Origin of the sequence: Streptomyces sp. NPDC018031 (genome assembly GCF_044327625.1) — a bacterium.
Taxonomy (GTDB): domain Bacteria; phylum Actinomycetota; class Actinomycetes; order Streptomycetales; family Streptomycetaceae; genus Streptomyces.
In genome coordinates this window covers 1,108,648-1,134,707 of record NZ_JBIRFT010000001.1, presented here as the reverse complement: position 1 = coordinate 1,134,707, position 26,060 = coordinate 1,108,648, and the positions used below count along the sequence as shown (strand labels likewise).

The following is a 26,060-nucleotide window of genomic DNA, read 5'->3' as shown; positions in this document are numbered from 1 at the left end:
GACCGTACGACCGGGAGCCCGCGGCTGTGGACAGTCGCGGGCTCCCGCACGTCTGTCGGGGATACTGGAACCGCAGACACATCAGGGAAAGGCCACACAACGTGACTGAGATCGAGATCGGGCGCGGCAAGCGCGGCCGCCGGGCGTACGCGTTCGACGACATCGCCGTCGTCCCCAGCCGCCGCACGCGGGACCCGAAGGAGGTCTCGATCGCCTGGCAGATCGACGCGTACCGCTTCGAGCTGCCGTTCCTGGCCGCGCCGATGGACTCCGTGGTGTCGCCGCAGACCGCCATCCGCATCGGCGAGCTGGGCGGCCTCGGCGTGCTCAACCTCGAAGGTCTGTGGACGCGGTACGAGGACCCCGAGCCGCTGCTGGCCGAGATCGCCGAGCTGGACGAGCGCACCGCCACCCGCCGGATGCAGGAGATCTACGCCGAGCCGATCAAGGAGGAGCTGATCGGCCAGCGGATCAAGGAGGTGCGCGACTCCGGGGTGGTCACGGCCGCGGCACTCTCCCCGCAGCGCACCGCCCAGTTCTCCAAGGCCGTGGTGGACGCCGGTGTCGACATCTTCGTCATCCGCGGCACCACCGTCTCCGCCGAGCACGTCTCCGGCGCGGCCGAGCCGCTCAACCTCAAGCAGTTCATCTACGAACTCGACGTGCCGGTGATCGTCGGCGGCTGCGCCACCTACACCGCCGCCCTCCACCTGATGCGCACCGGCGCGGCCGGCGTCCTCGTCGGGTTCGGCGGCGGCGCGGCGCACACCACCCGCAACGTGCTGGGCATCCAGGTGCCGATGGCCACCGCGGTGGCCGACGTGGCCGCGGCCCGCCGCGACTACATGGACGAGTCCGGCGGCCGCTATGTGCACGTCATCGCCGACGGCGGGGTGGGCTGGTCCGGGGACCTGCCCAAGGCCATCGCCTGCGGCGCCGACGCGGTGATGATGGGCTCCCCGCTGGCCCGCGCCACCGACGCGCCCGGCCGCGGCCACCACTGGGGCATGGAGGCCATCCACGAGGACGTGCCGCGCGGCAAGCGGATGAACCTGGGCGCGGTGGGCACCACCGAGGAGATCCTGCTCGGCCCCTCGCACACCCCGGACGGTTCGATGAACTTCTTCGGTGCGCTGCGCCGTGCGATGGCCACCACCGGCTACTCCGAGCTCAAGGAGTTCCAGCGGGTCGAGGTGACGGTGGCGCCGTCGGCCCAGCACGACAAGCGCTGACCGGGTTCCCCGGCACGCGAGCGGGGCCCCGGCCGCATGGCGGCCGGGGCCCCGCTCGCGTGTGCTGCCGCCCGCGGGCCGCAGCACATGCGGCAGGGCCCCGGGGTCCGGTGCGCCGTGGCACGCCCGTGCGTCCGGTGCGCCGCGCCGACGTGCCGCGGCGGCACGCGGCCGGAAGGCGCCCCGACACGCGTCAGGCGGGCCGGGGGATCCCCGGCCCGCCTGGGAGCGGTGACAGCTGGTGCGTACCCGGTTCAGCCGCCGAGCTTCTTGGAGACCAGGAAGCTCTCGACCGCGGCGACGGCGATGAAGACGAAGCTGAGCGCCTCCAGGTCCTCCCACGCCGTCTTCAGGTAGTCGAAGTGGTCGGTGAAGAGCTCCATGACGCCCGGCGCCATCGGGTTGTACTCGCTGATGATCAGCGCGATGCCGAAGTACTGGCCGAAGACGACACCGAAGGCGGCGAACACCGCGGCGGCGATGTACGCACCGACGTTCCGGGGGGCGAGCTTGCCCGCCGTGGCGCCGACCAGCGCACCCACGAGCAGACCGACGTAGCCGACCTCGACGTACTCACCCGAGTCCTCGTCGAACAGGCCGTAGAAGATGCCGCCGTAGATGAGGCCGGCGATGACGGCCGCGACGAAGGCGGCGACGATCGCGAGGCCCACGTTGCCCTGCGGGGCCGGGGGCGGGGGCGGCGGGAAGCCGCCGCCGTACTGGGGCTGCTGGGACGGGTAGCCGTAGCCGCCCGGCTGCTGCGGCTGCTGCGGCGGCTGCTGCCAGTTCTGGCTCATGAGTGATCCCCCGGGGATGAAGGTGATGGACCGCGCTCCGGGGACAGGTACTTCTGGAGTGCGGCGCGAACTGCGTGCCACAAATTAACAGGAGGGCATGACAATCCAACAAGTCGTATCCGTCGTCCGTGACATGCCTGGGACCGGATGGAGACAAGGTGTCCGCTATATAGGGATTCAGTGGGCCCATTCGGCCGCCGACCGGGTTACGGGAGGGCTTCGCACTCATGGCGGCCCGTAGAGGGAGACGCGATCTTTACCCGGAGCGTTGTCTCTCACACCGGCGAGTTCAAGACGGCGGCGACCGCTCGGGACGGGCGCGGGCGGCGCCCGTTTCGTCGCCCGTCGGCCCGTTCACCCCATCGGACGGGGGAGTTGGCCACTCCGAGGGGGAGGTCGGGGCCGGATATGAATCGGGCATAAGCAATAATGCCAACTTATGGCGCAAAGCAAGTCGTTCAGCGGACGAGACATGGGCATCGACCTCGGCACCGCCAACACGCTGGTGTACGTACGGGGGAAGGGAGTTGTGCTCAACGAGCCGTCGGTGGTCGCGGTCAACGCGGTCGACGGCAGTGTGCTTTCGGTGGGGGCGGAGGCGAAGGAGACCATCGGCCGCACCCCGTCCAACATCGTCGCGGTCCGTCCGCTACGGGACGGCGTGATAGCGGACTTCGAGATCGCCGAGCGGATGCTGCGGCACTTCATCCGCAAGGTGGCGGGCAACCGGATGCTGTCCCGGCCACGGGTCGTGGTCTGCGTCCCGTCCGGCATCACCGGCGTCGAACGGCGCGCGGTGATCGAGGCGGCCTCGCAGGCGGGAGCCCGTCAGGTGCACCTGGTCGAGGAGCCGATGGCGGCCGCCATCGGCGCGGGGCTGCCGGTCAGCGAGCCGACCGGCTGCATGGTGGTGGACATCGGCGGCGGCACCGCCGAGGTCGCGGTCATCTCGCTGGGCGGGATCGTCACGGCCCGGTCGGTGCGCACCGCGGGGGACGCGATGGACGCGGCGATCACCGCGTACGTCAAGAAGCGCTACGCCCTCGCCATCGGGGAACGCACCGCCGAGGAGATCAAGATGGCCATCGGCTCGGCCGCCCCGGGCGGGACCTGGGCGACCGCCGGACTCGGCCGGCTCACCGCGTCCCGGCACGTCACCCTGGTGGACGCAGGTCCGGGCACGATCGCGTCCGGCGGCGAGGCCGACGGGGCGGACGCCGCGGGTGGGCCCGACGGCGAGCGCACCCAGGGGCTGCTGCCGCCGGAGCGCTGCACGGTCCGCGGCCGGGACCAGGCCAGCGGGCTGCCCAAGCTGCTGGAACTCTCCGCGGACGAGGTGCGGCACGCGCTCGCCGAGCCCGTCGACGCGATCGTGGCGGCGGTACGGGAGACGCTGGACGAGACGCCGCCGGAACTGGCCGGCGACATCATGGACCGCGGCGTGGTGCTGACCGGCGGTGGCGCGCTGCTGCGCGGGCTCGACACCCGGATCGCGCGGGAACTGGACATCCCGGTGCTGGTCGCCGACGACCCGCTGAACTGCGTGGCGGTGGGCACCGGCCGGTGCGTGGAGGACTTCTCCGCGCTCCGGACGATGCTGGACGCCAAGCCCCGCACGGGCATCGCCGCGCGGATGTGAGCGGGACCGGGCGGGTGGCCGCCGGGCGCGGCGCGGGCATGGCGTTTGCCGCGGCCGGCGCGCGTCCCGCCCGCCCGTTGGCCATGCTCGACCCGAGGAGCGGGACCCACCGGTGCGGCCCGGCGGGCTCCCGTCCCGCACCGGGCCGACGCGGCCCCGCCCCGGGCCGGGCCTGCCCCGCCCCGGGCCGGCCCGGAACCTGAGCGGGGCGGGCCCGGCCCGGAGCGGGTGGGGCGGGGCCGGGGAGCGGGCGGACGGGGGCCGGACGGACGACGGACGTCGAGGTGACGGCGATGGCACGCGGCGGGGCGCACGCGCGGGCGGTGCTCGCGGCCTTCGCGCTGCTCCTGCTGCTGCCGGCGGCGGCCACCGGCGCCCCCGCCCCGCACCAGCCGTCGCCCCGGCACCCCGCCTCGCACCAGTCGGCCTCGCACCAGCCCGCGTCCCGGCACCCCGCGCCACATCACCCGGCGCCGCACCAGCCCGCGCCGCGGCACCCGGCGCCGCACCAGCCCGCCCCGTACCACCCGGCCCCGCAGCATCCGGCGCCCCGGCACCCCGCCTCGTACCACCCGTCGCAGGTCGTGCCGGTGGGCCGTGCCGCCCCCGCCCCGCCCGGGCCGGTGCCGGCCCCGCCCCGCCCGGCCCCCGCGGCACCGCGGACGTATCCGGTCCGGGTCGACCTCGCGGGGGTGTCCCCGGCCGTGCCCGCCGAGGACGACACCGTGACCCTGACCGGCACCCTGACCAACCACTCCGACGAGGCCGTCACCAAGGCGCACCTCGGGGCGCGGGTCGGTGCCGGCGGCGCGGTGGCGACCCGCAGCGAGGTGGCCGCGGTGGAGGCCCGCGGCCCGCTGGCGGCCCCGGACGGCGCGGCGGCCGACGAGCCCACCGAACCGGTCGACCGGCTGGCGGCCGGGGGCAGGCGGGAGTTCCGCCTCCGGGTGCCGGTGGAGGTCCTCGGTCCGCGGACCCCGGGGGCGTACCCGCTCACCGTGGCGCTGACCGGGCGGGGCGGTGCCGTGTACGGCCTGACCCGTACCTTCCTGCCCTGGTATCCGGCCGGCACGGACGCCGAGCCGCTGCGCACCACGGTGTTCTGGCCGCTGACCGACGTGCCGCACATGCAGGCGCTGACGCTGGGGTCGGGGGACGCCGCGCAGCCGGTCTTCCGGAACGACGCGCTGGCCGCCTCGTTCGCCCCCGGCGGCCGGCTGCGGCGGCTGGTGGAGGCGGGCCGCGGGCGCCCGGTGACCTGGCTGGTCGATCCGGACCTGATCGTCGAGGCGCAGGCGATGGTGGACGGCTACCGGGTGGCCCGCACCCCGGACACCACCGACCCCCAGGACAGCACCGAGGGGCGCGGCGGGGACGACGCGGCCGACTGGCTGGCCGCGCTGCGGGCCGCGGTGCGCGGACGGGAGGTGGAGGCGCTGCCGTACGCGGACCCCGACCTCGCCTCGCTGGCCCACTCCGGCCGCAGCGAGCAGGCCCGGCAGGCCCGGCGGGGCCGGGCGGTGGTCGACGAGGCGCTGGGGGTGCGGGCGCGCCAGGACCTGGGCTGGCCGGAGGCCGGCGCGCTGGACACCTCCATCGTCCATCTGGCGCAGCGGCTGCGGATGCGTGCGGTGCTGGCCTCCGGGGTGGGGCTGAGCGGGGCGCCGGGCGGCTGGGGGGCCGCCGGGCCCACCGACGACGGGCCGGTGGCGCTGGGCGGTGGCCTGGCCGCGCTGACGTACGACACCACGCTGGCGGACCTGCTGGACGGCGGTGGCGCGGCCCGGCCGGTGGCGCCGCTCCGGCAGCGGCTGCTGGCGGAGACCCTCACGGCGGTCGGCGAGGCGCCGAACGCGCCGCGCGGACTGGTGGTGCTGCCGCCGCGCCGGATGTCGGGCACCACGGCCCGGGCGCTGGCCGCCACGCTGGCCGAGGGCATGGAGTCGGGCTGGCTGGAGCCGGTGTCGCCGGCCGCCGCGCTGCGCGACCCGGTGGCCGGGCGGGCCGGGCCGGTGGCGGAGTATCCGGCCGTCCTCCGGGACACCGAGCTGCCGCCCGCGCGGCTGCGGGCGGTGGCCCGGGACGGGCGCCTGCTGCGGTCGCTGGTGCAGGTGCTGGCCGACCCCGGGTACACCGACGCGTCGGTGCGGGCCGCGCTGGCGCGTTCGGTGTCCACCGCCTGGCGCGGTCGGCCGGCCGGGAACCGGGCGTATGTGCACGGCACCACGGAGTTCCTGCGCACGTCGATGGAGTCGGTACGGCTGGTGCCCAAGTCGACGGTGACGGTGGCCGGGGACTCCGCGACCATCCCGGTCACCGTCGAGAACGCGCTCCAGCAGGCGGTGTCCGGGATCGAGGTGCGGGTGGTCTCCGGCCGGCCCGAGCGGCTGACGGTGGTGGACGGCTCGGTGGCGGCGGAGGCGTCCCGGACCGCGAGCCGCACGGTACGGGTGGAGGTGCGGGCGCACGCCAACGGGCCGGTCCGGCTGACCGCCCAGCTGTTCACCACCTCGGACGGGCGGCCCTGGGGCGCGCCGATCACCTTCCGGGCCGATGTGCGCTCGGTGTCCTCCGGCGCGGTCACCATCGTGGCCGGCGGGGTGCTGCTGATCGTGCTGGCGGTGGTGTTTCAGCTGGGCCGGGCGCGCCGCAGGCGCACCCGGTGAACGGTGTACCCGGCGGCGAGCAGCAGCACCAGCGCGCCGAGCGCCAGCCAGCCCGCCGCGGTGACCCCGGAGCGCAGGTGCTGCCAGCTGCCGCCCAGCTGGAATCCGGCGAGGGTGCTGCAGACGGCCCAGATGACGCCGCCCACCGCGTTCCACAGCAGGAAGCGGCGGTAGGGCACGCCGGCGACGCCGCTGAGCGCGGGCACCAGGGTGCGCAGCAGGGCGACGAATCGGGCGGCGACCAGCGCCGGGCCGCTGAGCTTGCGGACCAGCGCCAGGGTGCGTTCCACGTCGGTGGGCCGGACCAGGCGGTGCGGGAGCCGGGCGGTCATCCGGTGGCCCCAGCGGCGGCCGATCAGATAGCCGATGCTGGGGCCGACGAGGGCGCCCAGCACGGCGGCGGTGAGCACCGAGGCGAGCGGGGCGCGCCCGAGGTGGGCGAGGGCGCCGCCGATGAGCATCGTGGACTGGCCCGGCATCAGGACTCCGGGGAAGGCCGCGGCCTCGAGGGCGGGTACCAGGAAGACCAGGGTGAGCACCGTCCACCCCGGAAGCGTCAGCAGCAGGTCGCTCAGCCAGTCCATCGTGTCGGTACCTTCCCCGCCGGGGTGGCGGTCGTCCGGTAGTACCTCACGGATGTTTCATCGCGATGAGTAATTCATCTGGTACTGAATTTTACACCCGGTGACCGGGGTCGGCAACGGCGCCTTTCGGCCTCGCGCCGGCCCGGCCGGGCGCCCGGGTCCGGCCCGGGGCGGATACCGCGACGTCGGACCGGGTGGCCGCCGGCAGCGGGGCGTGCGGATCGGTCCGGAAGTCGACCGGATCGGCGTCGTCGAGCGGGGCGCGCCGGCGGAGGTCGCCCCGCGGCGCGCCGGAGGCCGCGCGCGCGAGCCCCCGCGGGGGCGGTCCCCGCGGGCAGCCGGTCCGCCCGGCGGGGCCGTTCGCCGCCCTCGGTCGGCAGCCGGCGCGGCCGGGTGGCGAACGGCTCGTACCCGGCGGCCGGCTCCGGGGAGCGGACCGCCTCGCCCCAGCCGGTGACGGTGGGCTTCGGCGGGTCCCGGGTGCGGTGGAGGTGCTCCGCCGTCTCGACCGGGGCGCCGGTCCCGCCGTGCGGCGTGAGGTCCTCGGCCGTGCCGGGCAGCCGCTCCCCTCACAGCCGGTGGGCGGCCCCCGCCGGGCTCGCCCCGCGGGTGTCCAGCAGCAGCTGCGCCTTCACGGCCAGGCCCTGGAGGTCGTAGGTGCGGTGGTGCTGGAGCAGCACGGTCAGGTCCGCGGCGGCCGCCGCCTCGTACAGCGCGTCGGCGCGCGGCACCGGCTGGCCGAGCACCCGCCACTGCATGACGTACGGGTCGTGGAAGCTCAGCTGGGCACCCAGCTCCATCAGCCGGGAGGCGATCTCCCGGGCGGGCGCGCCCTCCTGGTCGCCCACGTCCGGCTTGTAACCGACGCCGAGCAGCAGCACCCGCGCGCCCCGCGCCGACTTGCCGTGCTCGTTGAGCAGGGTGGCGCAGCGCTGGGTGACGTAGCGCGGCATCCGGCCGTTGACCTCCTGGGCCAGCTCCACCATGCGCAGCGGGTAGCCCAGGCTGCGGCTGCGGTACGCGAGGTAGTTGGGGTCGATGGGCACGCCGTGGCCGCCGACGCCGGGCCCGGGCCGGAAGGCGTGGAAGCCGAACGGCTTGGTCTCCGCGCAGCGCACCACGTCCCACAGGTCCACCCCGAGGTCGTGGCAGAACACCGCCATCTCGTTGACCAGCGCGATGTTGACGTGCCGGTAGTTGGTCTCCAGCACCTTCACCGTCTCGGCCTCGCGGGGCCCCCGGGCCCGCACCACCTTCTCGGTCAGCCGCCCGTAGAACGCGGCGGCCGCCTCGGTGCAGGCGGGGGTGAGGCCGCCGATCACCTTGGGGGTGTTGGCCAGGGTGTAGGTCCGGTTCCCGGGGTCCAGGCGGCAGGGCGAGTAGGCGAGGTGGAAGTCCCGTCCGGCGCGCAGCCCGGAGCCCTCCTCCAGGATCGGCCGCACCAGGTCCTCGGTGGTGCCGGGGTGGACGGCGGATTCCAGCAGCACGGTGGTGCGCGGCCGCAGCCGGGCGGCGAGCGCGCGGGCGGCCTCCCCGACCGCGCTCAGGTCCAGCGCCCGGTCCTCGCCCAGCGGGGTCGGCGCGCAGATCACCGCGGTGCGGACGCGGCCCAGCTCGGCCGGGTCGGTGGTGGCCCGGAAGCCCGCGGAGACCATTCTGCGGACGGCGGCGGCGGGCAGCGCGCCCTCCACCGGGGGGCGGCCGGCCCGTAGCTCGGCGACGGCCGCCGGATCGGGGTCGTAGCCGACGGTGGTGATGCCTGCGGCGGTGGCGGCCTGGGCGAGCGGGAGGCCGAGGTGGCCGAGGCCGATGACGGCGAGGTCTGCGGGCATGGCTGCGGGCATGGCGTCGTGCCGTCCTTCCCGGGACGATTCCGGATGGCGCAAATGCAGACTAAGCGGAAATATGACTCGTATTCAGTATTGGCGGCGCCATGGGCGGCGATGTCGGCCCCGATGCCGGAGTCCCGCCCGGCGCCGGGCGCGTGCCCGGGGTCGCCCGGCGCCGGGGCCGGCGGGGCCGGTGCCGCCGGCGGCGGGCGTCGCCGGCCGGGGCCCCGGAGCCGGGCGGCCTGGCTGTCCGGTCGGTGCGCCGCCAGAATCGACGGACAGGGAATGTGACCGCGATCACACTGGGAGGCAGTTGTGAGGACACCCACCCTCGGCCCCGCCGAGCGCGGCCAGGCGCTGGCCCGGATGGCCGAGCAGGAAGTGGACGTGCTGGTGGTGGGCGGCGGGGTCGTCGGCGCGGGCACCGCCCTGGACGCGGCCACCCGCGGCCTGTCCACCGCCCTGGTCGAGGCCCGGGACTGGGCCGCGGGCACCTCCAGCCGCTCCAGCAAGCTCATCCACGGCGGCCTGCGCTATCTGGAGATGCTGGACTTCGCGCTGGTGCGGGAGGCGCTCAAGGAACGCGGACTGCTGCTCGAACGGCTCGCCCCGCACCTGGTCCGGCCGGTGCCCTTCCTCTACCCGCTCCGGCACCGCGGCTGGGAGCGGCTGTACGCGGGCTCCGGGGTCGCCCTCTACGACGCCATGTCGGTCTCCTCCGGCCACGGCCGCGGCCTGCCCGTCCACCGCCACCTCACCCGCCGCCACGCCCTGCGCGTCGCCCCCTGCCTGCGCAAGGAGGCGCTGGTCGGGGCGTTGCAGTACTACGACGCCCAGATGGACGACGCCCGCTTCGTCACCACCCTGGTGCGCACCGCCGCCGGCTACGGCGCCCAGGTCGCCAACCGGGCCCGGGCCGTGGGCTTCCTGCGGGAGGGCGAACGGGTGGTCGGCGCGCGGATCCGCGACCTGGAACAGGGCGGCGAGTTCGAGGTCCGGGCCCGGCAGGTGGTCAACGCCACCGGGGTGTGGACCGACGACACCCAGGCGATGATCGGCGAACGCGGACAGTTCCACGTCCGCGCCTCCAAGGGCATCCACCTGGTCGTCCCCAAGGACCGCATCCACTCCACCACCGGGCTGATCCTGCGCACCGAGAAGAGCGTGCTGTTCGTCATCCCGTGGGGCCGGCACTGGATCGTCGGCACCACCGACACCGACTGGGACCTGGACAAGTCCCACCCGGCCGCGTCCAGCGCCGACATCGACTACCTGCTGGAGCACGTCAACTCCGTGCTGCGGGTGCCGCTGACCCGGGAGGACGTGGAGGGCGTGTACGCGGGCCTGCGGCCGCTGCTGGCCGGCGAGTCCGACGCCACCAGCAAACTCTCCCGGGAGCACACCGTCGCCCACCCGGCCCCCGGCCTGGTGGTGGTCGCGGGCGGCAAGTACACCACCTACCGGGTGATGGCCAAGGACGCGGTGGACGAGGCGGTGCACGGCCTGGACCGCCGGGTCGCCGACTGCTGCACCGAGGAGGTGCCGCTGGCCGGGGCCGAGGGCTACCCGGCGCTGTGGAACACCCGCGCCCGGCTGGCCCGGCGCTCCGGTCTGCACGTCGTGCGCATCGAGCACCTGCTGGGCCGGTACGGCTCGCTCACCGAGGAACTCCTGGAACTGATCGCCGCCGACCCCGCACTGGGCGAACCGCTCACCGGGGCCGACGACTACCTGCGCGCCGAGGTGGTCTACGGCGCCTCCCACGAGGGCGCCCGCCACCTGGACGACATCCTCACCCGGCGCACCCGGATCTCCATCGAGACCTTCGACCGCGGCACCCGGTGCGCCCGCGAGGCCGCGGAACTGATCGCCCCGGTGCTGGGCTGGGGGAGCGAGCAGATCGACAAGGAGGTCGAGCACTACGAGAAGCGGGTGGAGGCCGAACGCGAGTCGCAGCGCCAGCCGGACGACCTGACGGCGGACGCGGCCCGGCTGGGCGCCCCGGACATCCAGCCGGTGTGACCGCGCGGCGGCGCCCCGGGGCCTTCGTGCCGGCCCCGGGGCGCCGGGGGCGGCCGGCCGGCCGGACCGCCGGCCGGCAGGGGTGCGGGGCCCGCCGACGAGGGCCCCGCACCCGGCGTCGGATCCGCCTCAGACCCGACGCCACAGGGCGGCCGCGACGGGCGGCTCCCACCCAGCCACCGCCGTGTGCCCCTGCAGGCACACATACGTCGCACCGCCGTAGGTCACCTGGTCACCGGCCGCGTAGACCTTCCCCGCCTGCCAGCTGCCACCGGGGTCGGGCGGATCGGTCGGACCCTGCGGCAGGTTCAGGACGAAGTCGTACGCCCCCTTCCGGCCGGTGCCGTCGCCGCTCATCGTCATCAGCAGCCGGGGATCGAAGATGGAGTCGCTGGAGTTCCCCGGCTCGCCCGGGAAGTACAGCTGCGTCGTCAGCACCGGCCGGTTGGGCGCCTGCACCTTGACGTGGATGTGCCGGGTGCGGCCCGGGTACAGGCCCGGCACGATCGTGTCCAGGCGGAACGCGCCGGTGGAGTCGGTGAACTGGTGCCCCCGGAAGCGGAAGCCCACGTTGTCGTAGTTGCCCCGGTTGTCCGCCTGCCAGAAGTCCAGCAGTACGCCCGCGACCGGCTTGCAGGCCAGCCCGAACACGTAACCGCTGACGGTCAGCCGGGTGCCGACCGTGCCCGGCTCCACGAGCGAGGTGCGGCGCGGGGAGTTGGGCTTGAAGTACGGGCCCTCCATCTGCGGCGGCGTCGGGTCGTCGCCGTCGTCACAGTACGGGGTGGGCGTCAGCGGCCGGTCCGCGGACGCCGACTGGTTCCGGGCGAGCGCCGGGGCGCTGCCGAGCAGCATGGCCGCGGGCGCGGCCACCAGGGCCGCCTGGATGAGCCGCTTGCGGCTGATGTGCCGGGAGCCGGGGCGGCTCGGGGAATCCGGTGAGTCCGAGGTGCCCGGAGAGCCTGGGGGATGCTCGTCTGCCACGGGGGATCTCCTCTGGTAGGAAAGCCGGCGACGCGCCGGACGCGGACCCGGTGGGCCGGGTGACCGGCTGCGCCGGCGGCTCCACGGGTCGGTCGCGCCACGAGACGCCGACTCGCTTGGGGAAGAGGGTGGATCGATCCGGGACAGAAACTATGCGGCCGGGTCCGGGGGGTCGATGGACACAAGTACCCGATCGTGGTGTTTTCCGCGCACCGTGCGGCGGAAGTCCCCGGGGCTGCTGCCGGTTTCGCGGCGGAAGAACCGGCAGAAGTACGCGGGGTCGGCGAAACCTGTCTGCCGGGCCACCTGGCCCACCGACAACCCGGTGCCCGCCAGCAGCCGCTTGGCCTCCAGCACCCGGGCCTGCCGGATCATCCCGCCGGGGGTGCGGCCGGTGGCCTCCTTCACCGCCTGGTGCAGCCGGCCGGCCGACACGCCCAGCAGCGCGGCGCAGTCCCGCACCGACCGGGCGGGCCCGTCGGGGCGGGCCAGCAGCCCGGCGAAACGTAACGCCACCGCGTCCGCCGACTCCGAGGCCGCCCCGGCGGGCCGCAGCGGGCCCCCCGGGGCGGGCGGCCGCGCGGCGGCCACGGCGGCCGGCCCCGGCACCGCCCCGGCGAGCCGCCCGGCCCGCACGATCAGCACGTGCAGATACGCCTGGAGCACCGAGATGAAGCCGGGCGCCTGCGCCTGGTACTCCCGGTCCATCTCCGCCAGCAGCGCCCCGATCGCCCGTGCCGAGTCCTCCGGCGGCCGCAGGAACGGCCGGTCGCCCAGGCGCCGCAGCGCGTCCCGGTCCTCCGGATGGTTGAGCAGGAAGTCGTCGTTGAAGAGGACGACCCGCCCCTCCAGACCGGAGACCCGCTCCCAGTGGTGCACCCGGCCGGGGACGACGAACCCCAGCTGCGGCGGGTCCAGCGGCCAGGCGGCGAGGTCGATGACGTGGGCGCCCCGGCCACCGGTGACGAACACGATCTCGTGGAAGGTGTGCCGGTGCGGGAACTCCGCCCGGGACAGCGGCCCGATGGTGTCGAAGGTGCCCATCGCGAACGGCAGCACCCCCCGGTCGGGCACCATCAGCTGGTGCAGCGGCACCGTGTCCCCGAACCCGTCCCGCGACCCCTGCTCCCGGCACGCCACCACCGCTACCCCCTCGCCCGACGCCGTCCCCCCTTCGCCGGCCGCGGACCGGCGGCCCGGCGCGTCCGGACGCTACCGGCTTCCGCGGACGGCCACGAGATACCGCCGGACCGGGGAGGCCGGCGCTATGGACGGGCGGTGGACGGCGGGGCCGGCACCCGCCGGCAGAACTCCTCCCGCAGCAGCGCCCGTTCCGCGGCCCGGTCCACGCCCGCCTCGTGGTTCAGCCGGTAGGCGAGCACATGCCGACCGGTGCGGGAGCCGACGACCAGCACCGACGAGCCGTTGATGGTGCCGCTGTGCCCCCAGACGACCGTGCAGGGCAGCGCCACCGGATGGATGCCCAGTCCGTACCGGCCCCCCGTCCCCCCGGTGCTCCGCATCCGCTCCAGCAGCGCCTCGGGCAGCAGCTCGCCACCGAGCAGCGCCCCGTAGAACCGGGACAGGTCGTCCAGCGTGGAGACCAGTTCGCCCGCCGCCCCGGCGAAGGACGGATCGAACTCGGTCACGTCGCGCCGGGGGCCGCCGGCGCCGACCGGCGAGGAGTAGCCGCGCCCGTGCGGAGCGGGCAGCGCCGCCCGGTGGCCGGGGAACGAGGTGCCGGCCAGCCCGAGCGGCTCGATGATCCGGCGCCGCACCTCGGCCGGGTAGCCCTGCCCGGTGACCCGTTCCACCACCATGCCCAGCAGGACGTAGTCGGTGTTGGAGTAGCCCCACCCGGCGCCCGGGCGGAACACCGGGCGGTGCGCCAGCGCGGTGGCCACCAGCTCCCGCGGGGTGTGCCGGTCCAGCCGGTGCTCGGGGAAGCCGGTGCCGAACACCCGCCGGGCCAGTTCCGGGTCCCGGGTGTAGTCGTACAGCCCGCTGGTGTGGGCCAGCAGCTGACGGATGGTGATCGCCCGGCCGTCGTGACCGCCGTCGCCGCGCGCACCGCCGTCACCGTCGTCGGCGCGCCCCGGGGCCCGGACCAGTCCGGGCAGGTACCGCTCGACCGGGTCGTCCAGGCCGAGCCGGCGTTCGGCCGCCAGTTGCAGCACCACGGTGGCGAGGAAGGTCTTGGTCAGCGAGCCGGCCCGGAAGCGGTCGTCCCGCCCGACCGGCCGTCCGGTGCGCAGGTCCGACACCCCCGCGCCGGTGAACCGGACGCGCCCGCCCGCAGTGACCAGCACCGCGCCACCGGGCGCCGGGCCGCGGCGCAGGATCCGCCGCAGTTCGGCGGTGACGTCCGCGGGCCCCCGGGCCGTGTCGCGCTCCCCGTACGGCAGGTGGCGCGGGGCCGCCGGAATCCCGCCGCACCCGGCCACCGCGGCCACGGCCGCCATCGCCAGCGCCGCCGCCAGCGGCGCGCGGGTGCTGATCGGCACAGTGGTCCTCCGTTCGCCTCCGGTACGGATTCCGTGTCCGGTACCCGTCCTGGCGACACGTCCGGCGATGAACTCCCCGATGGTGCCAGGTCCTTCCGCCGCGGCTCGCCCGGGGGCGGACCCGGGACTTCCCCCGGTCCGCGGATGAGAGACAATGGGCGCTCTGCCAGGGTGGGTTGATTCGCAGAAATTTCAGAGGGGTCGCATGTCGGAGGCGGAGCAGACGCAGGACACGACCGGGCGCCTCCTCGCAGGGCGGTACCGGCTCGGTGAGGTCCTCGGCCGAGGCGGCATGGGCACGGTCTGGCGCGCCCGGGACGAGACGCTCGGCCGTACCGTCGCGGTCAAGGAGCTGCGCTTCCCCTCCAGCGTCGACGAGGACGAGAAGCGACGGCTCATCACCCGGACGCTGCGCGAGGCCAAGGCCATCGCCCGGATCCGGAGCAACGGCGCCGTCACCGTCTACGACGTGGTCGACGAGGACGACCGGCCGTGGATCGTCATGGAGCTGATCGAGGGGCGGTCGCTCGCCGACGCCGTCCGGGACGACGGTCCGCTGACCCCGCGCCGCGCCGCCGAGGTCGGCATCGCCGTCCTCGACGTGCTGCGCGCCGCGCACCGCGAGGGCATCCTGCACCGCGACGTGAAGCCGTCGAACGTGCTGATCTCGGACGACGGCCGGGTGGTGCTCACCGACTTCGGCATCGCCCAGGTCGAGGGCGACCCGTCGGTCACCTCCACCGGCATGCTGGTCGGCGCGCCGTCCTACATCTCCCCGGAACGGGCCCGCGGCCACAAGCCGGGGCCGCCGGCCGACCTGTGGTCGCTGGGCGGCCTGCTGTACGCGGCGGTGGAGGGCGTCCCGCCGTACGACAAGAGCACCGCGATCGCGACCCTCACCGCGGTGATGACCGAGCCGCTCGACCCGCCGAAGAACGCGGGCCCGCTGGAGGAGGTCATCTACGGGCTGCTCGACAAGGACCCCGGGCGGCGCCTGGACGACGCGGGCGCCCGCGCCCTGCTCACCGCGGCCCTGAGCGCCCCGGAGGCCCCCGCCGGGCCGGTCGCCGTCGAGCCGACCCGCACCATGGCCCTGCCGCCGGAGCCCCCGGCCGCGCCGCCCCGGCGGCCCGAGAACGGCCCCCGGAGCACGGCCCGGCCGGCCGGCACCGCCCGCACCCCGGTCCCGCCGGAGACCGCGGACCGGATGCGCAACGCGCTGCGCTCCACCCGGAACGCGGCCGCGGCCGGCAACCGGAAGCCGAGCCCGTCGGCCGGCCCGCAGTCCGCGCCGCCGGCGCCGCCGCGCGCCTCGATCACCGATGTGGTGCCGCGCCGCACCCTGATCATCATCGCCGTGGTGGTCGCGCTGGCCGTGCTCGGCACCGTGCTCGCCGTCGCCCTCAACGGCGACGACGGGGAAGCCGGCGGCAAGAACGCGGGAGGCCGGGAGTCCGGGGCGGCGGCCGGCCGGGAGCCGGGCGGCACCGGCTCCGACCCGGACGCCGACGGCTCCGAGCAGCCCACCGGGCAGCAGTCCCCGTCCACCAAGCCGTCCGACGAGCCGCGGAACGACGACGACGCCGACGCCGACGGCAAGGACGGCAAGGACGACGGCAAGGAGAAGAACCGGCTGCCGGACGGGTACGCGCCGCTGTCCTACGGGCGCCACCACTTCACCATGGCGCTGCCCGAAGGCTGGAAGGCGCACTCCATCAGCGTCAACGGCCAGGTCTACGACGGTGGCCGGATCTACCGCGGCGCCGCCGAGTTCCCCCGCGTGCAGGTGGACTTCAACAGCTCCCCGCGGTCCGACGCGGCGGCGGCCTGGCGGGCGGCGGAGGGCGGGGCCCGCGGCTCCATGCCGGGCTACCGTGGCCTGGGCATCGCCACCGTCGACTGGCGCGGCTACCCGACGGTGGCCGACTGGCGGTTCGAGCGCCGGCAGGGCGGGCAGACGGTGCGCGTGGTGAACCGCGGCTTCAAGAAGGACGGTGACCAGGGCTACGCCATCATGATCACCTGCGAGAAGGACAAGTGGGACGAGCCGGAGTGCAAGACCCTCCGGAACACCGCCTTCAAGACCTTCAAGCCCACCGGCTGAGCGGCCGTCCGGCCCGGCCGGGCGGACCGGCACCACCGGAACGTCGCGGCGGCGGGACGGCGCCCGGCCACGCGGCGGCGGACGGCGCCCGGCGGAAACGGCCGGGAACCGACCACCGGTCGAGTGGGTTCGTCCGCTCGGCACCGTGCGGCCCCGGGCCGTATGGTGAGAAGCCGTGGACCGCACGCGACCGTGACAGGCGGAAGAACGACCGGAATTGCGCGGTGGGCCGGGCGCGCACTGGGGAGGCGTCATGGACGACTACGCGGGGAGGGTGCTCGCCGACCGCTACCGCATGCCCCTGCCGCCCTCCGGCGACGCGTACGAACCGGTCGACGCCCCGGCCTTCGACACCTACAGCGGGCAGCGGGTACTGATCCGTCAGATACCGCTGCCGGAGGTCGTCGAGGCGGAGGTGGTCGGCGACGCCCGGTACCCCTCCCCCCACGGGCGCCCCGCCCGCGGCGCCGAGGACCCGGCCGTACGGCGGGCCATAGACGCCGCGACCGCGGCCGCGTCGCTGCCCGACCACCCCCGGCTGGACCAGGTCTTCCACGTCTTCGCCGAGGACGGAAGCCTGTGGATAGTCAGCGAGTTCGTGGCCGGGCGGCCGCTGGCGGCCCTGCTGGCCGAGCGGCCGCTGTCCGCGCACCGGGCCGCCGAGGTCGCCGCCGATGTGCTCACCGCCCTGCGGGCCGTGCACGCGCACGGCTGGGTGCACCGCAACATCACCACCCGCACGGTCCTGATCTGCGAGGACGGCCGGGCCATGCTCACCGGGCTGGCGGCCGGCGCGGCCCAGGAGGCGCTGTGCGGCTACGACCCGGTGCCCACCGAGCCGCCGGCCCCGCTGTCACCCCCGGACCCGGCACCCGCCGCGGAGCCCGACCGCCCCGGCGCCGAACCCCGGGTGCCCCGGGCCCGGCGGTCCCCGGACCCGGCCGACGCCCACCCCGGCGGCGGTGACGGCAGCGCGGCCGACGGCACCGGCGCCGACCCGGACACCGACGGAACCGGTCCCGGCCGGGGCCCCCGCGGGGCCGCCGTCGCCGCCTACCACGCCGGGGCCAGGGCGGCGGGCCGCGGCGAGGCCGGCCACGGCCCGGACCGCCCGGCCGGCGGGTCACCGGGCGCACCGGCCGCCGGGAGGCGCGGCACCGAGGGCCGTTCCCGGGGCGGACCGGCCACGGTGCTCGGCGCCGAACGGGCGCGCCAGGCCCGGATCGCGGTGGTCGGCGGGGTCACCGAGCGGTGGGCGCCGGAGCAGGCCGGCCCGGTGCACGCCAACTGGCGGCTCGCCCCTCCCATCACCGAGGCCACCGACCTGTGGGCGGTCGGCGCGCTGCTCTTCCGCGCGGTGCAGGGGCACGCCCCCTATCCCGAGGACGACCCGGCCGAACTGGTGCAACTGGTGTGCGCCGAAGCGCCGGCGTACGCGGAGGAGTGCGGGCCGCTCCGCCCGGTCGTCGAGTCGCTGCTGCGCCAGGACCCGGCCGAACGGCCCGAGTCCGAGGAACTGCGCGGCTGGCTGCGCTCGCTGATACGTTCCGCGCCGGAACCGGAGGTCGGCAGCCGCACCGTCGTGGTGCCGTCGCCGGGCTCCGCCGGGCCGTCCGACCCCCGGCGGCTGCCGGTGGTGCGCCGCCGCGGCTGGCTGGTGCGCCGGAGGCGGGGCCGCCTCGGAGTGCCCGCGGGCCCGCCCCGGCACCGGGAGCGCGCCGAAGCGCGGCCGCCCCGGCCACGCCGGGAGCCGAAACCGCGGCCCGGCCCGCGGGAGCCGAAACTGCGGCCCGGTCCGCGGGAGCCGGAACTGCGGCGGGGGCGCGGCCCGCGCAGCCTCGGCCGGACCCTGCTGGTCGCCATCCTGCTGCTGCTCGGTGCCGCGGTGCTGTACGCGGTGCTGTTCATGCCGAAGGCCGACGAGGGCGGGGACGACGCGCGCGGCGGACCGGACCGCGGCGGCTCGGCCGCACCCGGCGGCGGCGCGACCGGCGGCGAGCCGGACCCGGGCGACGGCAGCGCGGGCGGCGAGGGCGACGGCGGGAACGGCGACCGGTCGCCGCAGTCCACCCAGCCCGCAGGGCTGGCCAAGGGGTTCGCGGTGCGCGAGGACCCGGGCGGCTTCCGGGTGGCGGTGCACGAGTCCTGGTCGCGCCGCGGGCCGAACAGCCGCGGCCAGATCCGCTACCTCGGCGGGAAGTTCGAACTGGTGGTGGTGCCGGGCCGGGACAAGGCCGCGGACCTGGGCACGGACCCGATGGCGTACCAGCAGGCGAAGGAGCCCGAGCTGGCCGCCTTCCGCGCCTCCTCCTGGAGCTCCACCTCCGGGCTGCGCCGGATCGACGTCGGGGGCACCGCGATGGCCGAGGGCGAGTTCCGGTGGCGGGACAGCAGCGGCCGGGAGGTGTGCGCCCGCAACCTCGCCATGCTGCTGGACGGGCGCTACCACGTCGTCCAGGTGATCGGCCCGGCCGACGAACGGGATGCGGTGACCCGCTACTTCGAGCAGGCCACCGCCACGTACGCGGCGCCGGACTGACCCGCGCCGGCCGGGGCCGGTGGATCACCCAGCGTTGATACCGCCTTGTTGCCCAGGTGTGACTCGTCACTGGGGGGAGTCGCGGCGCCGCTCGGGTAACCTCCGTGGGGTGCGAGTGGTGGTGAGGCGCGGCGACCCCGGTTCGGCCAGTGACATGGCGCCGGGAGATCGAATGTGCCCCGCTCGCGAGGGGTGGACACGGCTTCGCCGCCGCTGTTCGAGTCCCCGCGGTGCGCGTCGCACAGTATGCCGTGGACGTACTCCTTGGCGCGGGTATATGCCCGAAGCGCTTGTTGAGGTGACTGTACGTCAACCATGCTGTGTCGGAAGGGAGTCACGGTCCGTGACCCTTTCGAGGCGCGAGGCGATGTGTCCGCCGGTTCGGATGGTGTGAACGGTGCAGGTGCTTCAGGTGCAGATGGAGGTCCGGCCCGACCCCGCGGAGGTCGGCCGCGCCAGGAGGTGGGCCCGGTCGCGGCTCGTCGGTTCCGGTATAGACGCCGATGAGCCGCTGGCGGAGACGCTGATCCTGCTCATCTCGGAACTGGTCACCAACGCCGTCGTGCACACCGGCTGCCCCGCCGTACTCCGTATGGTGCTGCCCGGGCGTGTCGAAGGCCCGGAAGCCGAGGAGGGCCCGGAAGGCCCGGCATGGTCCGCCGCCGCGCCGGGGCGCGCCGGGGCCACCGCCGGGCAGGTCGCCACACGCCCCGGGGGCGGAACGGTCAAGGGCGCCCCGGGCACGGCCCGGGCCGCGGTCGGCACGGTGCGGGTCGAGGTCGCCGACAGCAGTGCCCGCGCCCCCCGCCAGCGGCACGCGGACGAGGCCGCCACCAGCGGACGCGGGCTCGAACTGGTCGACGGGCTCGCCGACCGGTGGGGCTGGCAGCGCGAGGGGGCGGGGAAGCGCATCTGGTGTGAGGTGGACCGGTGCGCGCCGCTGCGGATGGCCGCCTTCGAACCCACCACCCCCACGCTGACAAGTCAGGCATGAAGGGCGAACCGCCCCACGAGTGTTGACGTGGCGTGTCGGGCTGATCACTCTGGGAATCAGCGATCCGCCGCGAGGGGACGCCGAGGACTCCGCGGGAGTCGACCGGCGGGGACGCGCCTCGGCGAGTGCGGGTCGCGGTCCGGCGCGCGGGACCAGGACCTCGGCGTCGGAGCCGGGGTGGCGGTGCGCGATGCCGTGCTCGGGGCGCGCGTCGGCGTGCCGCCACCCGATCCGCCCCCGATCCGCCACCCGGCCCATGCTCCGGCCGGCCGCCGTCCGGCCCCGGCCGACTCCCCGGCCGGCCTCGGCCCGCCCCTTCGACCGGCCAGCCGGCCCGCCATCCGACCGGCCCCCACCGGCAACCCACCGGCCGCCGACCGGCTTCCCGGCCGGCCCGGTCACTCCGTCGCCGGCCCGGTGGCCGCGCGGAACGTCCGCCGGTACGCCGTCGGCGAGACGCCCACCGCGCTCTGCAGGTGCTGCCGCATCGACGCGGTCGAACCGAAGCCCGCGTCCCGGGCCACCTGGTCCACCGACAGGCCGGTGGACTCCAGCAGGTGCCGGGCGCGCGCCACCCGCTGCTGGACCAGCCACTGACCGGGGCTGGTGCCGACCTCCTCGCGGAACCGCCGGGTGAAGGTCCGGACGCTCATCGACTCCTGGGCGGCCAGCTCGCGCAGCGACACCGGCCGGTCCAGGCGGTCCAGCGCCCAGGCCCGGGCCGCGGTGGTGGTCGCCATCCGCGGCTCGGGGACCGGGCGGTGGATGTACTGCGCCTGGCCGCCGTCCCGGTGCGGGGGCACCACACTGCGCCGGGCCACGTCGTTGGCGATCCCGGCCCCGTGGTCACGGCGGACCAGGTGCAGGCACAGGTCGACTCCGGCGGCCACCCCGGCGGAGGTCAGCACATCGCCGTCGTCCACGAACAGCACGTCCGGGTCGACCCGGACGTTGGGGAAGAGCCGCTGGAAGTGGTCGGCGCTGCTCCAGTGGGTGGTCGCCGGGCGCCCGTCGAGCAGGCCGGCCGCGGCGAGCACATAGCTGCCGGTGCAGATGGACATCATGCGGGTGCCCGGCCGGATGTGTGCGAAGGCACCGGCCAGCGGCTCGTCGAGCCGCCCTTGCTCATAGGCCGGGCCGAGTTCGTGGGACGCGGGCACCACTACCGTGTCGGCCTCGGCGAGGAGCGCTGGCCCGTGCTCCACGCTGATGGTGAAGTCGGCGTCGGTGACGACCGGCCCCGGCTCGACCCCGCAGGTCAGCACCTCGTACAGCGGGCGGCCGGAAGCGGCGCGGGCCTTGCCGAAGATGCGGTACGGGATACCGAGTTCGAACGGGATCACACCGGCCAGCGCGAGCACGACGACCCGGTGCGTCCGGTCGCCGTTCACCGTGTCCGCCATGCAACCCCCTGTGTTCCGGCCGGTCGGTCCGCGGCGCCGCCGGGTGGCGCCGGAGTGCGTGCAGGATAAGGCGGCCGGGCCGGGAGGCATTCCCGGGCACCCCGGGCGGTGGCCCGGCCCTCGTGCGCGGGGACGGCCCGGTCCTGACCCGTGACGGCGGCCCGGTCCGCACCCGCGGGGACGGCCCGGGAGCGAGCGTGACGACGGCCCCGCCTCATGCCCGTCGACGGCCTGATCCTGATGCCCGCCGGCGGTGCGGTCCTGACGCCCTCCGAGGGCCTGATCCTGATGCCCGTCGACGGCGCGGTCCTGACGCCCTCCGAGGGCCTGATCCTGATGCCCGCCGGCGGCGCGGTCCTGACGCCCTCCGACGGCCTGATCCTGATGCCCGTCGACGGCGCGGTCCTGACGCCCTCCGAGGGCCTGATCCTGATGCCCGTCGACGGCCCGGTCCCCCGACGCCCTCCGACGGCCTGATCCTGATGCCCGCCGGCGGCCCGGTCCTGACGCCCTCCGAGGGCCCAGTCCTGACGCCTGTCGACGGCCCGGTCGCGTGCCCGCCGTTGGCCCGATCCTGAAGAACAGTGTCCCTCGGGCCACTCGTAGCGGCTGGATCCGGCCACGATCCTGATCCGGTGACCCAGACAGCCGAAGCCCCCGAGCAGCGCGACCTGCCCTTGCGTCCCCGCCGTGCCCCCCGCGTCCACCGGGCGTGGTTCGTGGCCGCCGTCGCCTTCGTGACGATCATCGGCGCGGCCGGATTCGCCTCCCTGCCCGGTCTCCTCATCGAACCGCTGCACGACGAGTTCGGCTGGTCGCGCGGGACCATCGGCCTCGCCGTCTCCCTCAACCTCGCGCTGTACGGCCTCACCGCGCCGTTCGCCGCCTCGCTGATGGACCGGTTCGGCATCCGCAAGGTGGTCGCCGGCGCCCTGACTGTGATCGCCACGGGCGCCATGCTGACCGTCTTCATGACCGAGGCGTGGCAGCTCGTCCTCTGCTGGGGCGTGCTCGTCGGTCTCGGCAGCGGCTCCATGGCCCTGGCGTTCGCCGCGACCATCGCCAACCGGTGGTTCGTCAAGCGACGTGGCCTGGTCACCGGCATCCTCACCGCCGCCGGCGCCTCCGGTCAGCTGATCTTCCTCCCGGGGCTCTCCTGGATCGTCGACCGGCACGACTGGCGTCCCGCGGCCGTCACCGTGGCCCTCGCGGCGCTCGCCGTGGTGCCGTTCGTCTGGCTGCTGATGCGGGACCACCCCGCCGACGTCGGTCTGGCGGCGTACGGCGCCGACGGGCCGCCCGAGCCGCGGCCGCGGCCCCGCCCGCAGGCGGCGCGGCGCGCGATCGGCGCGCTGGTGTCGGCCGCGCGCACCGGCCCCTTCTGGCTGCTCGCCGGGACCTTCGCGATCTGCGGGGCCTCCACCAACGGACTGGTCAGGACCCACTTCGTGCCGGCCGCCCACGACCACGGGATGGCGGTCACGGCGGCCGCGAGCCTGCTGGCGGTGATCGGCGTCTTCGACATCATCGGCACGATCGCCTCCGGCTGGTTCACCGACCGCTTCGACGCGCGGCGGCTGCTCGCCGTCTACTACGCGCTGCGCGGACTCTCCCTGATGTTCCTGCCGATGCTCCTGGCCGACACCGTCCACCCACCGATGATCTTCTTCATCGTCTTCTACGGACTGGACTGGGTGGCGACCGTGCCGCCCACCATCGCCCTGTGCCGCGAGCAGTACGGCGAGGACAGCGCGATCGTGTTCGGCTGGGTGCTCGCCTCCCACCAGGTCGGTGCCGGCCTGGTCGCCTTCCTCGGCGGCGTGGCCCGGGACGCGTTCGGCTCGTACGACGTGGTCTGGTACGCCTCCGGGGCGCTGTGCGCGATCGCCGCCCTGATGGCCCTGGTCATCCGGCGGACCGGAAGCGGCGACCCGGTGCCCGCGGCGGTCTGAACGGCCGGGCACGCGCGGACGCCCGGCCCGGACGGCGGGCCCGGGACCCGTCCGGCCGGGCCCGCGGCGCCGCCGGCCCGGCCGTGCGGATCACCGGCACACGACGTGGGCGCCCAGTGCCACCGCGCCCTGCCCGAGCACCAGCAGCGGGTCGACGGCCAGCTCCTCCAGCCCGTCGCCGAGCTCCATGGCGATGCGCTGGACCCGCAGCACCACCTCGACGAGCGCGTCGAGGTCGGCCGGGGGCGCGCCACCGACCCCGTCGAGCAGCGCCCGGCCCCGCAGCTCACCGAGCATCCGGCGCGCCTCCCGCTCCCCGAACGGCGGTACCCGGACGGCCACCTCGTCCATGACCCCGGCCAGGTCACCGCCGAGCCGCACGGTGACCACCGGTCCGAACAGGGCGTCCCGGCCGATGCCGACGACCGTCCGCACCCCGCCCCCGAGCGTCTGGCACACCAGGACGCCGTCCGTCTCGACGCCCTCGGAACGGGCCGTCCCGGTGAGTTCCCGGTAGCCGTCACGGACCTGGCCGGCCGAGGTGATCCCGGCCCTGACCGGCCCCGGCCGGCCCACCGGACGGGACGCGGACAGCCGCATCACCACCGGGTAGCCGACCAGGCCGGCCGCGCGTACCGCCCCGGCCGCGCTGGTCACCAGCTGTTCCCGGGGCACCCGGATGCCATAGGCCCGCAGCAGCTGCTTCGCCGCGTGCTCGCTCAGCCGGTGACCGGGCCGCAGCAGGGGGCGTGCCTTGCGGGCGGAGGGGGACAGGGCGCGCGGGGCGTCCGGGAACGGGGAGCGGTGGGCGGCGGCGAAGCGATGGTGGTCCAGATAGGCGCGGACGGCGGTGACGCAGTTGCCGAAGGTGCGGAAGGTGCAGACACGGGACGAGCCGAGCAGGGTGGTGCGGTAGGCGTCCTCGGTGCCCGGCGCCGACCCCCACACCACGCACACCGGCTTGTCCGTCTCCTCCGCCGCCGCCACCAGGGCCCGGACCAGGCGATCGGTCACCGGGGGGACGGGGCCGGGTATCGGGCACACCAGGACGCCCACGGCGGGGTCCGCGAGGATCGCGTCGAGGACGTCGCGGACGCGCCCGTCGGCCGCCGGACGCATACCGCCACCGCCGACCGGACCGGCCGCGTCCGCCCCGTCCGGCGCCCACCGGCCCGAGGCCACCCGGGCGTCCGCCGGAAGCGCGGTCAGGGGCAGCCCGGCCGCGGTCGCGAGATCGGCGAAGTGGGCCCCGGCCCCCTCGGACACCGCGTACACCGCGACCCCCTCGGCGCGCGGCGGGCGGGCCCGGGCCAGCAGGGCGGCGGTGTCCTGGAGTTCGTCGGGGCCGTCCACCCGGACCACGCCGAACTGCCGCATCGCCGCGTCCAGCACCGCGTCCGGACCGGGGAGCCCGGCGGCGCCGGACGGGGTGGCGCGGCCCCCGGCCCCGGTACGGCCGACCTTGACGGCGACCACCGGCACCCGCGCCCGTGCCGCGTGGTCGGCGGCGAGCAGGAAGTCCCGCCCGTCCCTGGGCTCCGCCAGGTACAGGGCGATCGCGCCGACCTCGGGCCGGTCGGCGAAGTAGCTCAGGAAGTCGGCGCAGTCGAGGTCGGCCTCGCCGCCGGTGGGCGCCCAGTGGCTGATGCGGATGCCCAGTTCCTGGAGGCCCAGGACCGGACGCCCCGGGAGCCCCGCCTGCGTGATGAGCGCGATGGCGGGGCCGTCGAGATCCTCGCGGAGCCGCTCGAAGGCGCCGAAGCCGGAATCCGGTCCCAGCAGGCGCACGCCCGCGCGGCGCGCCGCCGCGGCCAGCCGGTCCACCGCGGCGGCGCCCTCCGGGCCGGGCCCGCGGCCCGCGGGCGCGACGGCGAACCGGGTGCCGGCCGGGCCGAGTTCCTCGACGAGGGCGCCGAGGGCGACGGGGCCGTCGGCGAGCAGCACGGCCAGGTCGGGCCGCTCGGGCAGGTCGGCGACGGAGGCGTGGCAGGGGAGGCCGAACATCTCGCGGCGGGTGGGGTGGACCGGATGGACCTGGGCACCCACCCGCTCCGCCCAGTCGACGAGTCGGCGGACGGCGCCGGGATCCGGGGGGCCCGGGGCGTCCGGGGCGGCGATGACCGCCACGGACCCGGGCCGGAACAGCCGGTCGAGGTCGGGCACCGCCCTGCGCGACGGCCGGCCGCTGACGTCCGGGTCGTCGGGTGGTCCGCCCCCCTCGTGGCCGCGGACGGCCGGGCCGGAAGGGTCGCCGCACGCGATGACGCGAGCGTCCCGGGGGCTGGTGGTGAGGGTGCCGCGAGTCGAGCCAAGCATCGTTGTCACCCACTCCTGCTGGTCGGCCGAAGACATGACAATCAGTCACGTTACGCAACTGACGTCCAGTCAGGAACGGGGTACGAGGGATTCCGGCCGACGGTCCGGAACGGCCACCGCCCGCCTGCGCCGGGCGCCGGCGCGCCCCGCCCACCGCCCGCCTGCGCCGCTGCGGGCCGCGCAGGCGCCCCGGCCGGGTGGCGGGGGCCGGGGACGGTCGCGCCCCGCGGCCCGGACGGGCCGGACCCGCGGGCCGCTCCATGTGCTGCCGGCCGCCCAGCGGGATGCCGGCCGGCGTGCGGGGGGCGGTCCGCGCGGGCGTCGGCCGGCGCGCGGGGGTCGGCCCGAGGCGGCCGGGGCGCGGGTGCCGGACCGACGTGCGGGCCCGCTGAAGCGGCTGGGGCCGGACCGGCCCGGGCCGTCGGTCGCCCCCTGACGTACCGGTTCGCGTGCGGGGCCGGTCCCGGCGCGACGCCTGGCCGGGGCTCGGGGGTC

At 75.9% G+C, this 26,060-nt stretch carries 17 protein-coding genes; 9 read left to right on the top strand and 8 right to left on the bottom strand.

What is annotated here, in order from left to right; translation table 11 throughout:
• Positions 1-101 precede the first annotated feature (101 nt).
• A complete protein-coding gene (locus tag ACH4B3_RS04715; RefSeq protein WP_398461246.1) occupies positions 102-1,232 on the top strand; it encodes a GuaB3 family IMP dehydrogenase-related protein in 1,131 nt (376 codons plus the stop codon).
• 254 nt (positions 1,233-1,486) lie between these two features.
• On the opposite strand, the gene ACH4B3_RS04710 is transcribed toward ACH4B3_RS04715, so the two are convergent.
• A complete protein-coding gene (locus tag ACH4B3_RS04710; RefSeq protein WP_398461245.1) occupies positions 1,487-2,029 on the bottom strand; it encodes a hypothetical protein in 543 nt (180 codons plus the stop codon).
• Between the two features lie 439 nt (positions 2,030-2,468).
• Between ACH4B3_RS04710 and ACH4B3_RS04705 the strand changes: the two genes are divergently transcribed.
• Positions 2,469-3,668, top strand: a complete 1,200-nt coding sequence (locus ACH4B3_RS04705; RefSeq protein WP_398461244.1) for a rod shape-determining protein — start codon at positions 2,469-2,471, stop codon at positions 3,666-3,668.
• Between the two features lie 293 nt (positions 3,669-3,961).
• Positions 3,962-6,334, top strand: a complete 2,373-nt coding sequence (locus ACH4B3_RS04700) for a DUF6049 family protein (RefSeq protein ID WP_398461243.1) — start codon at positions 3,962-3,964, stop codon at positions 6,332-6,334.
• Here ACH4B3_RS04700 and ACH4B3_RS04695 read toward each other — a convergent pair.
• Positions 6,298-6,918, bottom strand: a complete 621-nt coding sequence (locus ACH4B3_RS04695; RefSeq protein ID WP_398461242.1) for a DedA family protein — start codon at positions 6,916-6,918, stop codon at positions 6,298-6,300. The genes ACH4B3_RS04700 and ACH4B3_RS04695 overlap by 37 nt on opposite strands.
• A gap of 569 nt (positions 6,919-7,487) precedes the next feature.
• Positions 7,488-8,750 carry a nucleotide sugar dehydrogenase gene (locus tag ACH4B3_RS04690; protein WP_398461584.1) on the bottom strand — a complete coding sequence of 421 codons (1,263 nt, stop codon included), beginning with the start codon at positions 8,748-8,750 and terminating at the stop codon, positions 7,488-7,490.
• Positions 8,751-9,062: 312 nt separating this feature from the next.
• Between ACH4B3_RS04690 and ACH4B3_RS04685 the strand changes: the two genes are divergently transcribed.
• Positions 9,063-10,769 (top strand): glycerol-3-phosphate dehydrogenase/oxidase, encoded by a 1,707-nt coding sequence (locus ACH4B3_RS04685; protein ID WP_398461241.1) that lies wholly within the window; start codon positions 9,063-9,065, stop codon positions 10,767-10,769.
• 129 nt (positions 10,770-10,898) lie between these two features.
• Here the strand turns inward: ACH4B3_RS04685 and ACH4B3_RS04680 are convergent, their stop codons facing one another.
• The 3 genes from ACH4B3_RS04680 to ACH4B3_RS04670 all read right to left on the bottom strand — a co-directional run bounded on the left by ACH4B3_RS04680 (position 10,899) and on the right by ACH4B3_RS04670 (position 14,257).
• Positions 10,899-11,753 (bottom strand): carbohydrate-binding protein, encoded by an 855-nt coding sequence (locus tag ACH4B3_RS04680; RefSeq protein WP_398461240.1) that lies wholly within the window; start codon positions 11,751-11,753, stop codon positions 10,899-10,901.
• 150 nt (positions 11,754-11,903) lie between these two features.
• Positions 11,904-12,830 (bottom strand): AraC family transcriptional regulator, encoded by a 927-nt coding sequence (locus tag ACH4B3_RS04675; RefSeq protein ID WP_398461583.1) that lies wholly within the window; start codon positions 12,828-12,830, stop codon positions 11,904-11,906.
• A gap of 188 nt (positions 12,831-13,018) precedes the next feature.
• Positions 13,019-14,257: a serine hydrolase domain-containing protein gene (locus tag ACH4B3_RS04670; RefSeq protein WP_398461239.1), complete on the bottom strand. Its 1,239-nt coding sequence runs from the start codon at positions 14,255-14,257 to the stop codon at positions 13,019-13,021.
• 205 nt (positions 14,258-14,462) lie between these two features.
• Here ACH4B3_RS04670 and ACH4B3_RS04665 point away from each other — a divergent pair, with 205 nt between their 5' ends.
• The 3 genes from ACH4B3_RS04665 (at position 14,463) to ACH4B3_RS04655 (ending at position 19,894) form a co-directional block, all read left to right on the top strand.
• Positions 14,463-16,361 carry a protein kinase gene (locus ACH4B3_RS04665; RefSeq protein ID WP_398461238.1) on the top strand — a complete coding sequence of 633 codons (1,899 nt, stop codon included), beginning with the start codon at positions 14,463-14,465 and terminating at the stop codon, positions 16,359-16,361.
• Positions 16,362-16,614: 253 nt separating this feature from the next.
• On the top strand, positions 16,615-18,900 hold the full coding sequence (locus ACH4B3_RS04660) for a protein kinase (protein WP_398461237.1): 2,286 nt from the start codon (positions 16,615-16,617) through the stop codon (positions 18,898-18,900).
• A 397-nt stretch (positions 18,901-19,297) separates the two neighbouring features.
• Complete coding sequence (locus ACH4B3_RS04655) at positions 19,298-19,894, top strand: ATP-binding protein (protein WP_398461236.1); 597 nt, start codon at positions 19,298-19,300, stop codon at positions 19,892-19,894.
• A gap of 398 nt (positions 19,895-20,292) precedes the next feature.
• On the opposite strand, the gene ACH4B3_RS04650 is transcribed toward ACH4B3_RS04655, so the two are convergent.
• Positions 20,293-21,297: a GlxA family transcriptional regulator gene (locus ACH4B3_RS04650; RefSeq protein WP_398461235.1), complete on the bottom strand. Its 1,005-nt coding sequence runs from the start codon at positions 21,295-21,297 to the stop codon at positions 20,293-20,295.
• 216 nt (positions 21,298-21,513) lie between these two features.
• Here ACH4B3_RS04650 and ACH4B3_RS04645 point away from each other — a divergent pair, with 216 nt between their 5' ends.
• Together ACH4B3_RS04645 and ACH4B3_RS04640 are read left to right on the top strand one after the other, a co-directional pair.
• Positions 21,514-21,774, top strand: coding sequence for a hypothetical protein (locus ACH4B3_RS04645; protein WP_398461234.1), 261 nt, complete (start codon positions 21,514-21,516; stop codon positions 21,772-21,774).
• Positions 21,775-21,932: 158 nt separating this feature from the next.
• Positions 21,933-23,249 carry an MFS transporter gene (locus ACH4B3_RS04640; RefSeq protein ID WP_398461233.1) on the top strand — a complete coding sequence of 439 codons (1,317 nt, stop codon included), beginning with the start codon at positions 21,933-21,935 and terminating at the stop codon, positions 23,247-23,249.
• A gap of 90 nt (positions 23,250-23,339) precedes the next feature.
• Here ACH4B3_RS04640 and ACH4B3_RS04635 read toward each other — a convergent pair whose 3' ends face one another.
• Entirely contained in the window at positions 23,340-25,565 is a 2,226-nt protein-coding gene (locus ACH4B3_RS04635) for an acetate--CoA ligase family protein (protein ID WP_398461232.1), read from the bottom strand.
• Positions 25,566-26,060 lie beyond the last annotated feature (495 nt).